This window comes from Dietzia maris (genome assembly GCF_036287335.1).
In the GTDB taxonomy this organism is placed as follows: domain Bacteria; phylum Actinomycetota; class Actinomycetes; order Mycobacteriales; family Mycobacteriaceae; genus Dietzia; species Dietzia cinnamea.
Window position 1 is genome coordinate 2,728,993 of the sequence record NZ_CP143053.1, and the last position, 13,884, is coordinate 2,742,876.

Here is a 13,884-nt window from a genome sequence, read left to right on the forward strand (position 1 = left end):
GGTTCGGACCTACCGGTCTGCTATCCCGGGTAGCGTCCGCTCATATGCAGACCTCGCCTGACCAGGCCGCCGGCACCGACTCCGCGCAGCCGGAGGTCGTTCTCGAGCGCCACGACGAGATCGCCGTCATCCGGCTCAACCGACCACACAAGCTCAACGCGGTGACGTCGCAGAACCTGGCGGACATCATCGCCGCCCGGGACGCCTGCGACGCCGACGACGACGTCCGCGCCGTCGTCCTCACCGGCACGGGTCGGGCGTTCTGCGCCGGGGCGGACCTCTCGGGTGGCGAGGACACATTCGTCGCGGAACCCGATGCCGACACGGGCGCCGCGCCACCGGACACGGGCGGTCAGGTGGCGCTGCGGATCTATCGGATGACCAAGCCGATCATCTCGGCGATCAACGGATCGGCGGCCGGGGTCGGCGTCACCATGACCCTCCCGACCGACGTCCGCATCGCGGCGGAGAACGCCAGGTTCGGCTTCGTCTTCACCCGCCGCGGGCTCGTTCCGGAGGCGTGTTCGACGTGGTTCCTGCCCCGCGTGGTGGGCATCTCCGCGGCGGTCGAGTGGACGGTCGGTGGCCGGACCATCCCGGCGACCGAAGCACTGGAGCGGGGCCTGGTCCGGGAGTTGCTCCCCGCCGATGAGGTGCTCCCCCGCGCCATCGAGATCGCGCGCGAGATGACCCGAGGTACGGCTCCGGTGTCGGCGGCACTGACCCGGCAGCTGATGTGGCGGATGCTCGGCGCACCCGACCCGGAGGTCGCGCACCGCGCGGAGTCGATCGGGATCTACACCCGCGGCAGGTCCGCCGATATCCGCGCCGGGGTCTCGGCGTTCCTCGCCAAGGAGGAACCGGACTTTTCGGACCGTATCTCCGACGGGCTGCCCGACCTCTTCACCTGACCGGCAGCCCGCCCCATAACCCGCGCGCCGGCCCGCATCCAGGCCCGCCACCCAGCCCGCCGACCAGCCAACCCAGCCGCCCAGCCAACCGACCCGCCCAGAAGGAGCCCACCATGACCGCTGTCGACCTCGCCGGACGTGTCGCCATCGTCACCGGATCGACCGCCGGACTCGGCGCCCGCTTCGCCCACGTGTTGGCCGAGGCTGGCGCGACGGTGATCGTGACGGGACGTCGCACCGAGCGGATCGCGGAGGTCGTCGGGTCGATCACCGAGGGCGGGGGCACGGCTCACGGCGTCCGGCTAGACGTGGCGGACGCGGCGTCGATCGAGGACTGCCTCGGCGAGGTCACCGAGAAGTACGGCACGCCGCAGATCCTCGTCAACAACGCGGGCATTCCGGACGCGCAGCGCGCGCACAAGATGCCGCTCGAGCTGGTGGACGCGGTCCTGGACACCAACATCCGGGGCCCGTGGCTCATGGCGACCGGGGTGGCGCGTCGTCTGATCGCGGCCGGGTCGCCGGGCCGGATCGTCAACATCTCGTCGATGAACTCATTCCACTACGCCGGTGAGGCCGCCGCCCTGTACGCCACCACCAAGGCGGCGGTGAACCGGATGACGGAGACGCTCGCCGTCGAGTGGGCCCGCAACTTCATCAACGTCAACGCGATCGCGCCGGGGGCGTTCGAGTCGGAGATGATGGACGGCATGCTCTCGCGGATGGGCGACATCGCCCCGGGCTTCCCGCGCAAGCGCATCGGTCGTCAGGATCAGCTCGACTCGACCCTGCTCTACCTGGTCTCCGACGCCTCGGACGCGGTCACCGGGACGGTCATCAAGGTCGACGACGGCCAGATCCACCGCTGATCCCACCGTCACTCACACTGCGAGAGGTCCTCTTCGACGATCGGCTTCCCGACCGGGGTCACGTACGTCACCATGAGGACGACGTCCTCGGTGCCCTGGTTCCGCACTTCATGCGTGTAACCGGCGCCTTCGACTATCGAGTCCCCCGCCCGGTAGGTGCGCTTGCCTCCGGGGAAGATGTCGGAGTAGTGGGTGATCTCGCCCTGTTTCACCACGGCGATGAGCTGACCGTGATGGCAGTGCCTCCCCGTGCTGGTACCGACGGCGACCGTGATCTCGCGGAACGTCACCGACACGCCCTGGTCGTCGTGGACGTTCACGTCGACGGGCTGTTCCTGAAGGCCCTGCACGATGTCGACGCCGAGGACCGGCTGCTTGCCGGCGATCTGCGATGCGGGCGGCGGCGGGGCCGCGATCTCCGATTTGTCCGAGGACTCGGCCCCGACGGTGCTGCACGCTGAGGTAGCCAGGCCGATCGAGCCGGCCAGAAGGACGATGCCGTGTCTGATCGATGTGCTCCGTATGGAAGGTCCCCCGTGACTTCCCGGATCTGCTGGACGACGCCGACCGTCCGAGCAACGCCAGCTCAGCGCCGTTGCTGAGAAAAGCATTTTGTTGACACGCTCCCGCGAGACGGTGGCGTTCAGTCCTCGCCGACCGAGACGTTGACCTCGATGTTGCCCTCGACGGCGCGCGAGTAGGGGCACATCTGGTGGGCGAGTGTGGCCAGCTCATCGGCCTGCTCTGCCTCGAGGCCGGGAATGATCACCTCGAGCTGCACGGCCAGGTCGATGCTCTCCTCGCCCGAGCGCACCAGTGAGATCCGTGCGCCGACGGACGAGCCGTCGATCTCGACCTTCTTCTGCCTGGCCGCACTCTTCAGGGCGGAGTGGAAGCAGGCGGCGTACCCGGCGGCGAACAACTGCTCAGGGTTGTTGCCTTCGCCGGAGCCACCGAGCTCCTCGGGCGGGGCCATGGTCAGGTCCACGGCCTTGTCGGCGGTGGCCACGTGGCCGTCCCGGCCGCCGCCGGTCGACAGGGCCTCGACAGTGTAGAGCGCATCGGACATGGGCGATCTCCTCTGGTCGTGTGGTGCGGGTGTGGCCCAACGTACGCCGCGTCCGCGGGTGGCGTCAGGGGCCGCGTCGGTGGTCCCGGCGGCCACGAGGGATTCGGAGCGCCGTCCCGACCGGATGGACATGGCGACGACGACGAGGTCGATCGCGCTCGCACCGCCCCCGGAACGCTCGCTGGGCCGGTCCGGCCCACCTGCGGTCGCGTCTCAGTGGTCGCTACCGACCGACTCCTTCTCCGCGGCCGCCGTCCGCGAGAGTCGGCGCACGCGCTTGACCACGAACCACACGAAGGCGATCGCGATCACCGCCAGCACGGCGTTGGACAACACTCCGCTCCATTGCTCGAGCGCGGGCTTGATGGCGGGGCCGAAGAGGTATCCGGCGCCGATCCAGATGGCGTTCCACACGCCGGACCCGAGGAGCGTGTAGGCGCTGAAGTGGGCGAACGACATCCGCTCGATGCCCGCGGGGATGGAGATGAACGACCGCACGAGGGGTACGCAGCGTCCCACCAGCACGGCGACACCGCCCCATTTCTGAAAGAACGCCTCCGACTTGTCGAAGTCGTCGTGGTCCAGCAGCGGGATGCGGCCGACGAGGCGGCGGGTGCGGTCCCGGCCGAGCGCCGCGCCCACGACGTACCAGATCCACGCGCCGAGCAGCGCACCCGCGGTCGCTGCCGCCCAGGCCAGCCAGAAGCTCATCCGGCCGTCGTAGGCGAGGAACCCGGCGCCGGGCAGGACGGCCTCGGACGGGATGGGCGGCAGGAAGGTCTCGAGCAGGATCGCGATACCGACGCCGAGCTCGCCGAGGGTCTCCATGAGGGTGAGGACCCAACCGATGAACCCGTCGTACCCGGCGGAGGGGTCGATCGGAGGCGACGCGGCGAGAACCATCATGTGGGCAGTGTAGGGAGCGGCGGCAGGTCGGAGCGTCCGCGAGCGGCCGGCCTCACCCCCGGACCTGCGGCAATCCGATCCGGTCGAGCGCGGTCAGACCTCCCCGCCGACAACAGAAGTCGTGCTCAGACTTCCGTGCCGGCGGCGTAGGCCGCAGCCAGTTCGCGGAGCGCGGTGTGATCCTGACCCAGCAGGTCCATGGGCGCGCGCCGCCCGGGCAGCGAGCTGGTCGGCGTGGTCCACCACACGGTGGCGGCCTCCGGGGCGTGCCCGGCGTCGAGCATCCGGTTGACCACTGCGACGATGTCGTCCGCCCTACGGGGGTCGAAGTGGTCGAGTTGGAAACGCGGGTAGACCCACCTGCGGTCGCCGCGCAGAACGATTAACCGGCCCTGGCGGGCGAAGGTCCGCAGTGCATCGGTGGGCGCGGAGTCGGGCAGGACGCCGCGCTGGATGAGGATCTCGCCCGCCTCGTACGAGCAGACGTGGGGCACTTGCAACGCGGCGCTTCGCGGTACGCAGGGGATCACGGACCGGCGGCTGTTGGCGGGCGCGCCGGCCGGCCCGCGGAGCGGACCCCGGGCCCGGGAACGCGCGGCCTGCAGGGTCCCGTCGACCTGCCCGGCGACGCCGGTGAACGAGCTGCGCCGACGCATTTCCTTCACGACGATGTCGGCGAACAGCGGGTCGTCGAGCTCTCGCAGCGCACGCTCCGCGCGGTCTCCCGACACGGCCTTCTGCGACATCACCCGATTCTGAACAGTCATCGCGACCACCCGCCTTCTGGGCGGAATTTTACAACCTGTTCAGCCCGCGGGGCGAGACCCACTTGCGTGACTCGGGCGACTCGTGCGGGCCCGCCCCTCGCACCCTCTTCACGTAGACGCCGCCAAGGAGTACACACCTGACGGCCACCAACAATGTTAGCCGCATTAGCCTTCGCGCACTCGTGAATCCACGAAGCACCGCGTCGGTGCCGTCCGGACGCGGTGCTCCACGGTTCGGGACGCCTACGACTGGTCGGTGCGCGGGTTGCCCTTCTGCAGGCGGTCGATGTGCTCGGACGCCTCCGCCTTGGTCAGCGTCGCCGGGAGCTCCTCGCCGGCCTCGCGGGCCAGGGTGTCGAGGTAGCTCTTCTGCGCCTCGGTCATGGGCTCGTCGCCGGTGACCCAGTCGTCGGGGTCACGCTGCAGCGACCCACCGCCGGTCGCCCGCCCCTCGGGGACCGGGGCGCCAAGGGTCTCGCCACCGGAATCGCCGCTCCGCTGTCCGTTGTCGCTGCTCGGGGTCTGCTGGGAATCGGTCATGCCCGCACGCTACGCCGGGCCGGATGAGCGGACCACCGACCGCTGCACAGCCGCCTCCGGCCATGGCGTCTCGCGCGCCCCGAAGCGCAGGCCAGACGCCATGGCCAGAGGCGGCTGCGGAATTCGCGCACATCCCCGGGAGCGAGACGCCATCCGCAGGAGCGGCTGCGCAGGTGCGCGCCCGCGCGGGAGCGCAGCCCCGGGAGCGAGACGCCATCCGCAGGAGCGGCTGCGCGCAGACGCCAGAGTGTGTGCGGCTACGCCGGCGGCCGGAGGGGCCCCGCTGACCGTCGCCCACCCAGCGCCGCGGCCTGCGCCTGGTACTCCCCCAGCTGATCGCGCGCGAGCGCCGCCTGCAGGATCGCGGTCCCTTGCGCGATGGCGTCCGCGTCCCACAGGCGTCTGTCCTGCTCGGCGAGGGGGATGAGCTCGTCGTCGTCGCCCCCGAACCGCGCCGCCCGGCGCGCGTGGTGCAGCATCATCAGCGCCAGCAGCCCACGCACCTCGGGGTGGTCGATCGCCGCCGACAGTTGCCGGGTCAGGCGCAGTGCCTCGGCGGCCAGGTCGACCTCACCGGTGTAGCCCTCGTTGAACACCAGGTAGAGCACGCGCAGGACGGTCGCGACGTCGCCGGGCCGGTCGAGCCGCTGGCCGGCCAGCGTGCGCTTGGCGCGGCTGATGCGCTGCGCCATGGTCGCCTCGGGGACGAGGAACGCCCGCGCGATCTGCCGCGTCGTCAGGCCGCCGACCGCGCGCAGGGTCATCGCGATCGCCGACGGCATCGACAGCGCCGAATGCGCGCACAGGAAGTAGAGCCAGAGGGTGTCGTCGCGGTCGCGCCGGTCGCGTGGGTCACCCCGGTCACCCCGGTCGCGTGGGACGAGCGGAAAGTACGACGACGACGAGGTCACCGCCTGCTCCGCCGTCGCCAGGCCCTCGCGGCGCCGACGGGCCGACTCCGACCTGGCCGCGTCGAGGAACCTGCGCCACGCCACGGCGATCAGCCAGGCCCGGGGATCGCGTGGCGGGTCGGCGGGCCAGCTGCGCAGGGACTCGACGAGGGCGTCCTGCACGGCGTCCTCGGCCGCGGCGAAGTCGGCTCCGCGGCGGACGAGGACGCCGATCACCTGCGGGATGAGCGCCCGCAGGTCCAGGCCGGACGGTGAGCCGGGCCCGGCCACGGCATCGTGCCCGGCCACGATCGGTCAGTCCTCCATCTCCGTGGGCGCCGCGAGCAGGGGCCGCAGTTCGAGCCACTCCCGGATCGGCGCGCCGCCGGGGCCGGGTGCCGCGGACAGCTCGCCGGCCAGCTCGACCGCACGGTCGTAGTCGGCCACGTCGATGATCATCCAGCCGGCGATGAGGTCCTTGGTCTCGGCGAAGGGGCCGTCGGTCAGCGGGGGCTTGCCCTCGCCGTCGTACCGCACCCACGTCCCCGACTCCGACAGTGCGTGGGAGTCCACGTACTCCCCGCTCTCTCGAAGCCGGTTGGCGACATCCTCCATGTACTCGAAGTGCGCGGAGATCTCCTCGGGCGCCCACTCGCCCAGCGGTGGATAGGTGGGCGCCTCCGGCGCCGAGCCGCGATAGTGCTTGAGCAACAGGTACTTGGCCATGATGGTCCTCCTCACGCTGTGCGACCCAGTGTGGTCGCTTCACGAGGGGGACGGAACCGTCCGCCGGATTTCGACATCCGGGGCGGTGCGGGCGCAGCGCAGCCGTGGTCGGGCCCGCGATCGGCCCCATCGTGAACCCCGTCCGACGCGCTCGAGGACCCCGTCCGGCGCGCTCGGGGACCCCGCGTGGAACCGCTCCACGGCGTGCGCTATTGTTCTTTCTCGCAGCACGGAACGCCCCGGCGGGCCGGAATGCGATGCGGATGTGGCGCAGCTGGTAGCGCATCACCTTGCCAAGGTGAGGGTCGCGAGTTCGAATCTCGTCATCCGCTCAGAGTGAATGTCCCGGATCATCGTTCGTCGATGGCCCGGGACATTCTTCGTTAGCGGGGTCCGCGCGCCCGGTGTGTGGGGGCCGTGCACACGAGATTCGGCGCCCGCGCGCCAGATACGCGAGCCCTTGCCCGTCCGGCGCCCGCTGTTCGTCGAGTGGTCACAGACACTGACTTCTCCGTGACCCGTCCTGGGACAACGTGAGCAGGTGCGACCTATCGACGCGCCTGGCGCGGATCGTGGGCCCAGCGCTCATCTGGTTATCAGTTGTCGGGCCTGATCCGGCGTGATAATCAGCGCACCATCGCCGCACTGATCCGGGGCTTTTCAGGCGCATGCCGCCGTAGCGCGCGACGGTCACTCCACTGGGGGCGGGGGCGGGAGTCTCAGCCGGTCCGCTGCCGCCCGGCCAGCTTGTGCCGGTCGAGTTCGGTCATCCCGCCCCAGACGCCGTAGAGCTCGCCCGCCTCGATCGCGAACTTGCGGCACGTTTCGAGGACCGGGCAGCGGGCGCAGATCTCCTTGGCCGCCTTCTCCTTGCGACGGCGCACGCCCTTCGGCTCGTCCTCGGCACTGTAGAAAAGATCGGGGTCGCCGACGCACGCTCCGTCGTCCCTCCAGGCCCAGAACTCCGATGTGGGTTTCAGATTCCTGAACCGTGGCACTCGTGCTCCTGTCGCAGATGGCGGAAGATCAACGTCGAATTGTCTCCCGGGTCCACCCGGGCACACTTCACCCCTAGGGGTGTATTAGCAGGGCGTGGCCGTTCAGAGCCCGTTGCTAAGATCTGCGGATGCCGATCAAGGTCACAGTGGTCAATGACTACCTCGTCGTCGTCGCCGGCGTCAACGCCTTTCTCGCCCCCTACTCCGACCGGATCGAGATGGTGGAGAAGGACCTGGTCTCCAGCGGATCGGCCACCGTGGACGTGGCCCTATACGACTCCTTCGCCTCGTCCCTGGGCAAGGACGACCGCCTCGAGAAGCTCCTGCAGGATCCGACCATCGCGGCGGTCGCCGTCTACTCGTTCACCTCTGACCCGGCCGCGGTGCGCGACAGCCTCGACGCGGGCGCCCACGGGTTCCTGTCCAAGTCCCTGACCGCTCCCGAGCTGGTGAGTGGCATCGAGCAGATCGCCGCCGGCAAGCGCGTCACCCTGACGGGAGCGGGCCTGCCGATCATGGGTCCCGACAAGTGGCCCGCCAAGGAGGCCGGCCTCTCACACCGAGAAGCCGAGGTGGTCAGCCTGATCGTGCAGGGGCTGTCCAACGAGCAGATCGCCGAGCAGTGCTACCTCTCGCTCAACACGGTGAAAACCTACGTGCGCTCGGCGTACCGGAAGATGGACGTGGCCACGCGCGCGCAGGCGGTCGCGTGGGGCATCGAGAACGGCCTCAAGCCCGACCGGTAGGGCCGGGTACGACTGTCTGCGGCGGGTCAGTCGCCGTCGGTGACGTCAGTTCCTGCTTTCCCACCACTCGATCACCCGCCGGTTCACGTCCCCGGTCGAGCCGTCGCCCCACCGCGGATAGTCGAACCACATCCGCAGTGCGGGCCCTCCGAGCGTGGGCACGTCGATGAACCCCAGGCTGCGTTGCGGCGTGAAGTCGCGCATGTCGAGCGTCGAGCACGAGATCACCGGCTCGAAGCCCGTCGCGCACGCCACCTCGACACCAGGCTCGACCGGGGTGAGGACGCGGGTGCCGTTCACCGCCGGGTTCCAGAACCCGGGGTCCCGGGGGCCGAGCACATCGGTCACCACCTGCGGCATACCCCGCGGGATCGGCGGGGCGGCCGGCTGTGCGGTGGCGGGCGCCGCGCCGATCAGACTTCCCGCAACGCCTGCCGCGATCGCGGCACCGACAGCAGCCATGGACGTGCGCAGTGCGGACATGAATCTCCCAGGGTGAGCGGATGAGGTCCGGTCAGCGTAGCGGTGCGATCAGCTCCGCCTGCGCCGATCGAGCGGCACCACGGTGGGCGTTCCCGTCACCGGGTCGGCGGCGATCAGGCACGGGAGCCCGAAAACCTGCTCCACCAGCTCGGCGGTGAGGACCTCGGCCGGGGCGCCGGTGGCCACCACGCGGCCGTCCTTCATCACGACCAGGTGCGTCGCGTAGCGGGCGGCCTGGTTGAGATCGTGGAGCACGGCGATCACCGCGCGACCGCTCTCGTGCTGGTCTCGGAGCAGGTCCAGCAGGTCGTACTGGTGCGCGATGTCGAGGTAGGTGGTGGGCTCATCCAGCAGGAGGATGGGCGTCTCCTGGGCCAGCAGCATGGCGACCCACACGCGTTGGCGCTGGCCGCCGGAGAGTTCGTCGACGAACCGGGTCGCCAGATCGGACACCCCGGTGGAGGCCATCGCGGCGGTCACGGCGGTGTCGTCGGCGCGGCTCCACTGGCGTAGTGGGCTGTGGTGCGGGTGCCGGCCACGCGCCACCAGGTCGTCGACCCGGATCCCCTCCGGAGTGACGGCGCCCTGCGGCAGGAGCCCGATCCGGCGGGCGACCGCCTTGGTCCGCAGCCGGTGCAGATCGTGTCCGTCCAGCAGGATCCGTCCCTCGCCGGGAGCGATCACGCGAGCCAGGGCCTTGAGCAGCGTGGACTTGCCGCAGGCGTTGGGGCCGACGATCACCGTGAACGCATCCTCGGGCAGTTCCAGGTCGAGGTCGGTGGCCACGACGCGCCGTTCGTACGCGAGCCGCGCCCCCTCCACCGTGAGCCCGCGCCCGCGCTCGAGCTGGGCGCCGGCGCGGGCATCACGGTCGAGGGAGGTGGGGCGCATCAGCCCAGGATCTCCTGGACGTCGTCGAGGATCTCGCCGGCGCCCAGGACGCCGATGCCGACCATCCAGGTCTCGTCCTCGACCTCGTAGGTCTGGCCGGACTTCACGGCGGGCAGGTCGCCCCAGAGCCCGGTCACGGTCGCCATGGTCGTCGCCGACGGGTCGCCGCCGGGGTTGGTGAAGAACACGACGTCGCCGGTGATCTGCTCGTACAGCTCCGGGGAGAGCTCGGCCATGGAGTACTCGTTCCACTCGCGCTCGCCCAGGTCGAAGCCCATCTGGGACAGGATCGAGCCGGAGAACGTCTCGGGTCCGTAGAGGCGGAAGTTGTCCGGGCGGAACCGGACGATCGACAGCGTGGTGCCCTCGGCGCCCACCTGCTCGCCGACCTCGGCGATGTGGGTGTCGAGGTCGTCGATGAGCTGCTCCATCTCCTCGTCCTCACCGACGGCGGCGGCGGTGATCCGCGCCTGCTCCTGCCAGTCGGTGCCGGAGTTCTCGGAGTACACGGTGGGGGCGATGCCGGAGAGCTCGTCGTAGATGGCCTCGTGGCGGACCTTGGCGCCGATGATGAGGTCAGGGGCAAGGGCGGCGATCGCGTCGATGTCGGGCTCGGAGGTCAGGCCCACGATCTCGGCGTCCACGTCACCGAGGTACGGCGGGGCGCCGGAGCCGGCGCCGGACTCGGTGATCCCGACGGGCGTGTGGCCGAGCGCGACGAGCGCGTCGAGGTGCGGAGAGTCGAGGACGACGACCCTCTCGGGCGTCCCGTCGATCACGGTCTCGCCCATCGCGTGGGTGACGGTATAGGCCTCGTCCGAAGGTGCCTCGGCGGTGTCGCTGCTGCCGGAGCACGCGGACAGAGCCACCGCAGAGGCGAGGGCCATGGCGATCAGGGCGGGCACCGAGCGGCGCCGGCGTGAGATTCTGGTCATGACTACAGATCAAACCACACAGGCAAGGCTCACCTAACAATGAGTCTGGTCTAGGGTTCCACCGTGGCCCCACGACCTCTCCCCGACTCCGACGCCGACGCACGGCCCGCGGTGCCGGCCGCCGACCGGGCAGCCGCCCCGGCAGCAAGCGCTGGCCAGCAGCCCCGCCGCGGAGCCGGGTTGTTCCCCGGACTGATCGTGGCCGTCCTGGCCCTGGCGGCCGCGGTCGTGGCCAGCCTCGCTATCGGTGCCCGCCCGATCCCGCCCGCCGAGGTGGTGGGTGCGCTGCTCGGCCAGGGCACGCAGAGCGTGGTGGGGATCGTCGGCGAACTGCGGGCCAACCGGACCGTGCTCGGGCTGGTGTGCGGTGCGGCGCTCGGCGCGTCCGGGGCGCTCATGCAGGCAATGACCCGCAATCCGATCGCCGACCCGGGAATCCTCGGCGTCAATGCCGGCGCCGCGCTGGGGGTGGTCGCCGGAGCGACGCTCACCGGCGGCCTCGGCCTGGCCTCCACGGTGTGGTTCGCACTGGCCGGCGCCGGTGTGGCGTCCGCGATCATCCTCCTGCTCAGCACCTCGGCGCTCGCGGCGTCCTCCCCTGTTCGGCTCACCCTGGCCGGCGTCGCGCTGGCAGCGGTGCTGTCCGGTCTCAGCCAAACGTTCGTCGTGCTGGACGAGACCGTCCTGCAGGCGTACAGCTTCTGGCAAGTCGGCTCGCTCACTGCGCGGTCGATCGACGAGGTCACCGGCGTGATCCCGCTCGTCGTCGCGGGCGCGGTGATCGCCCTGCTGCTCCTGCGCGGCCTGGACGCGCTCGCCCTGGGCGACGACTCGGCGGTGGCGCTGGGCGTGCGCCCCGGGTGGGTGCGGGTGTGGTCGCTCGTCGCCGTCGCACTGCTCGCCGGGACCGCCACGGCGCTGGCCGGCCCCATCAGCTTCGTGGGACTGGTCGTGCCCCACCTCGTCCGCGGTCTCGTCGGCCCGAGCCTGATCCGGGTGGTGCCGCTGTCCATTGTGGTGGCCCCGGCGTTGCTGCTGGTGGCCGACGTGGTCGGCCGCGTGATCGCGAGCGGCTCGGAGACCCCGGCGGGCGTGGTCATGGCGTTCATCGGCGCGCCGCTGCTGGTGGCGTACCTGGCCGCGGGCCGACGGGTGGGTGTCGCATGACGATAACCGCACCGCGCCCCGCAACAGCCCTGCCCAGCGACGAACGCCTCCTCGCCGCCGGCCGATTCTCGGTGCGGCTGCACCTGCGCACTGCGTGGGTCACTGCGATCCTCGCCGTCGTCGTCGTCATACTCGTGGCCGCCTCGCTGGTGATCGGCGAGTTCATCATCTCGGTCCCCGACGCGGTGGCGACCCTGCTCGGCGACGCACCCGACCGCACCACCAACTTCTTCATCCACGAACGCCGCCTGCCCCGGGCGCTGGTCGCGCTGGCGGTGGGCGCGGCTCTGGCGACGTCGGGCGCGCTGTTCTGCGCGCTCACCCGCAATCCGCTGGCCAGCCCGGACATCATCGGCATCACCCAGGGCGCGTCGGCGGGCGGGGCGACGGTGATCCTCGTGCTGGGCGGCGGGATCGCGCAGGTCGCCACGGGCGCACTCGCGGGCGCGGCGCTCACCACCGGGTTCATCCTGGCCCTGACGTGGTGGCGCGGGCTCAGCGGCGCCCGCCTGGTCCTGCTCGGCGTGGCCCTGGGCGCCCTGGCGATGGCGTACGTGGCGCACCTGCTCTCCAGGGGGTTCGTGGCCAGCGCCGTGACCGCCCAGATCTGGCTCACCGGCTCGCTGCAGGGTCGCGGCTGGTCCGAGCTCTGGCCGCTGGCGTGGGTGCTGCTCGTGGCCGCGGTGGTCATCGCGAGTCGGTCCCGGGCCATGCGCGCGCTGGCGCTCGGCGACGACGTCGCGGTGGCCCTGGGCGTGCGACTGCGCTCCACGCGGCTGGTCCTGTTGGCGGCGGCCACGGTCCTGGCCGGGGCGGCCGTGGCGACGGCCGGGCCGATCTCGTTCGTGGCGTTGGTGGCTCCGCACCTGTCGCGGCTGCTCACCCGCAGTGATCGGGTCCTGCCGGCGGCACTGCTGGGCGGGGTGCTGCTGCTGGCTTCCGACCTCGTGGCTCAGCACGCGTTCGCCCAGCCGCTACCGGTGGGCGTGGTGACGGTGGTGCTCGGCGGGCTGTTCTTCCTGGGTCTGTTGTGGCGGGAGGGTCGCCGTGGTTGACCAGACCGGCATGTCCGAGAAACCCGCACGGCGCCCGTCCGACCGCGAGACCCCGCGCCCGCGCAACCCCCACCGGGCGGAGAGCTGGCAGCCGACCGCGCTGCGGCGGGTCCGAGTACGCGCCGTCGAACCCCTCGCTCCCGAGCTGGTGCGCGTGACGCTCGAGGGCGACGAGCTCGGGGAGTTCGCCGCCGCCAGCTCCGCATGCGCCACCGCCTCCGCCGCGGCCGGCGACACCGGCCTCGTGCCCGCCGTGCGCAGCCCGTCCTTCGACGACGTCGTGGTCTTCTGCCTGCCCGATCCCGTGACGGGCGAGGTCACCCTCCCCGTTCCCGCGCCGGGTGGCGGGCTGGGCCACCCACCGGGCAGCGCCGCGCTGGTGCGGGAGTACACCGTGCGGTCCTTGCGAGACGGCGCCCTCGCCGTGGACCTGGTCCGCCACGCCTCGGGCGCGGGCGTGCGCTGGCTCGAGTCGGTCCGGCCGGGTGACGCGCTGACGATCGTCGGCCCGCGGGTGTGCCGGGCCCTTCCCGCGGTGGACCGGATGCTGGCCGTGGGGGACGCCACCGCCCTGCCCGCGCTGGCCCGGCTGATCGAGGAGCGACCGCCGACGTTGGCGCTCGACGTGCTGGCCGCGGTGCCTGACCCGTCCGCCCTCCCCCGCACGGTTCTGCCCGCGGTCTCCCCCGCCGACGCCGACCGCGTCCGGGTTCGGGTGGTGGCGGCGGCGCCCGGCTCGGCGGATGAGCTCATCAACGCGATGGCCGCGGTCGAGCTCCCCGCCGGGTTCGCGTGGGTGGCCGGCGAGTCCGGGATGGTCACGGCCGTCCGCCGGCATCTCCTCGCCCGCGGCCAGGAGCCCGACCGCGTCCAGTTCACCGGCTACTGGCGCCTCGGCGGGCCGCTATAGGCCCCGAGTCGCTCGCCCAGT

At 71.4% G+C, this 13,884-nt stretch carries 17 protein-coding genes and 1 tRNA gene; 7 read left to right on the top strand and 11 right to left on the bottom strand.

From position 1 onward, the window contains the following. Positions 1–44: 44 nt before the first annotated feature. Positions 45–911 carry an enoyl-CoA hydratase-related protein gene (locus VYL96_RS12675; RefSeq protein WP_131886025.1) on the top strand — a complete coding sequence of 289 codons (867 nt, stop codon included), beginning with the start codon at positions 45–47 and terminating at the stop codon, positions 909–911. A gap of 113 nt (positions 912–1,024) precedes the next feature. Next, positions 1,025–1,780, top strand: a complete 756-nt coding sequence (locus VYL96_RS12680; protein ID WP_131886026.1) for an SDR family NAD(P)-dependent oxidoreductase — start codon at positions 1,025–1,027, stop codon at positions 1,778–1,780. A gap of 8 nt (positions 1,781–1,788) precedes the next feature. On the opposite strand, the gene VYL96_RS12685 is transcribed toward VYL96_RS12680, so the two are convergent. From VYL96_RS12685 to VYL96_RS12715, 7 genes are all read right to left on the bottom strand, one after another. Further along, positions 1,789–2,130, bottom strand: a complete 342-nt coding sequence (locus VYL96_RS12685; protein WP_165928502.1) for a cupin domain-containing protein — start codon at positions 2,128–2,130, stop codon at positions 1,789–1,791. 293 nt (positions 2,131–2,423) lie between these two features. Beyond that, positions 2,424–2,849 carry an organic hydroperoxide resistance protein gene (locus VYL96_RS12690; protein WP_131886028.1) on the bottom strand — a complete coding sequence of 142 codons (426 nt, stop codon included), beginning with the start codon at positions 2,847–2,849 and terminating at the stop codon, positions 2,424–2,426. Positions 2,850–3,062: 213 nt separating this feature from the next. After that, positions 3,063–3,755 (bottom strand): DedA family protein, encoded by a 693-nt coding sequence (locus VYL96_RS12695; protein WP_131886029.1) that lies wholly within the window; start codon positions 3,753–3,755, stop codon positions 3,063–3,065. Between the two features lie 125 nt (positions 3,756–3,880). Beyond that, a complete protein-coding gene (locus VYL96_RS12700) occupies positions 3,881–4,522 on the bottom strand; it encodes a hypothetical protein (protein WP_131886030.1) in 642 nt (213 codons plus the stop codon). Between the two features lie 243 nt (positions 4,523–4,765). Further along, positions 4,766–5,062, bottom strand: a complete 297-nt coding sequence (locus tag VYL96_RS12705; RefSeq protein WP_131886031.1) for a DUF3072 domain-containing protein — start codon at positions 5,060–5,062, stop codon at positions 4,766–4,768. 257 nt (positions 5,063–5,319) lie between these two features. Next, complete coding sequence (locus VYL96_RS12710; RefSeq protein WP_375545260.1) at positions 5,320–6,261, bottom strand: RNA polymerase sigma factor; 942 nt, start codon at positions 6,259–6,261, stop codon at positions 5,320–5,322. 6 nt (positions 6,262–6,267) lie between these two features. Beyond that, the gene (locus VYL96_RS12715) at positions 6,268–6,678 is read right to left on the bottom strand and encodes a YciI family protein (protein ID WP_061229157.1); all 411 of its coding nucleotides are present in this window, start codon (positions 6,676–6,678) and stop codon (positions 6,268–6,270) included. 259 nt (positions 6,679–6,937) lie between these two features. On the opposite strand from VYL96_RS12715, the gene VYL96_RS12720 reads away from it, so the two are divergent. Further along, positions 6,938–7,010, top strand: a tRNA-Gly gene (locus tag VYL96_RS12720). A 387-nt stretch (positions 7,011–7,397) separates the two neighbouring features. Here the strand turns inward: VYL96_RS12720 and VYL96_RS12725 are convergent. Beyond that, a complete protein-coding gene (locus VYL96_RS12725) occupies positions 7,398–7,676 on the bottom strand; it encodes a WhiB family transcriptional regulator (RefSeq protein ID WP_007634069.1) in 279 nt (92 codons plus the stop codon). Positions 7,677–7,804: 128 nt separating this feature from the next. Between VYL96_RS12725 and VYL96_RS12730 the strand changes: the two genes are divergently transcribed. Next, positions 7,805–8,422: a response regulator transcription factor gene (locus tag VYL96_RS12730; RefSeq protein ID WP_061229158.1), complete on the top strand. Its 618-nt coding sequence runs from the start codon at positions 7,805–7,807 to the stop codon at positions 8,420–8,422. 45 nt (positions 8,423–8,467) lie between these two features. On the opposite strand, the gene VYL96_RS12735 is transcribed toward VYL96_RS12730, so the two are convergent. Genes VYL96_RS12735 through VYL96_RS12745 form a run of 3 tightly spaced genes read right to left on the bottom strand, consistent with a single transcriptional unit; the run spans position 8,468 to position 10,731 of the window. Beyond that, positions 8,468–8,905 (bottom strand): hypothetical protein, encoded by a 438-nt coding sequence (locus VYL96_RS12735; RefSeq protein WP_061229159.1) that lies wholly within the window; start codon positions 8,903–8,905, stop codon positions 8,468–8,470. A 48-nt stretch (positions 8,906–8,953) separates the two neighbouring features. Beyond that, positions 8,954–9,796 (bottom strand): ABC transporter ATP-binding protein, encoded by an 843-nt coding sequence (locus VYL96_RS12740; RefSeq protein WP_061229160.1) that lies wholly within the window; start codon positions 9,794–9,796, stop codon positions 8,954–8,956. Next, a complete protein-coding gene (locus tag VYL96_RS12745; protein ID WP_061229161.1) occupies positions 9,796–10,731 on the bottom strand; it encodes an ABC transporter substrate-binding protein in 936 nt (311 codons plus the stop codon). The genes VYL96_RS12740 and VYL96_RS12745 overlap by 1 nt, the downstream gene beginning before the upstream one ends. A gap of 63 nt (positions 10,732–10,794) precedes the next feature. Here VYL96_RS12745 and VYL96_RS12750 point away from each other — a divergent pair, with 63 nt between their 5' ends. From VYL96_RS12750 to VYL96_RS12760, 3 genes are read left to right on the top strand one after another with little or no spacing between them, the layout of a single operon-like run. Next, a complete protein-coding gene (locus VYL96_RS12750) occupies positions 10,795–11,898 on the top strand; it encodes a FecCD family ABC transporter permease (protein WP_232303073.1) in 1,104 nt (367 codons plus the stop codon). Then, complete coding sequence (locus tag VYL96_RS12755; protein ID WP_061229162.1) at positions 11,895–12,953, top strand: FecCD family ABC transporter permease; 1,059 nt, start codon at positions 11,895–11,897, stop codon at positions 12,951–12,953. Before VYL96_RS12750 ends, VYL96_RS12755 begins: the two co-directional genes overlap by 4 nt. Further along, the gene (locus tag VYL96_RS12760; RefSeq protein WP_061229163.1) at positions 12,946–13,863 is read left to right on the top strand and encodes a siderophore-interacting protein; all 918 of its coding nucleotides are present in this window, start codon (positions 12,946–12,948) and stop codon (positions 13,861–13,863) included. Before VYL96_RS12755 ends, VYL96_RS12760 begins: the two co-directional genes overlap by 8 nt. Positions 13,864–13,884 lie beyond the last annotated feature (21 nt).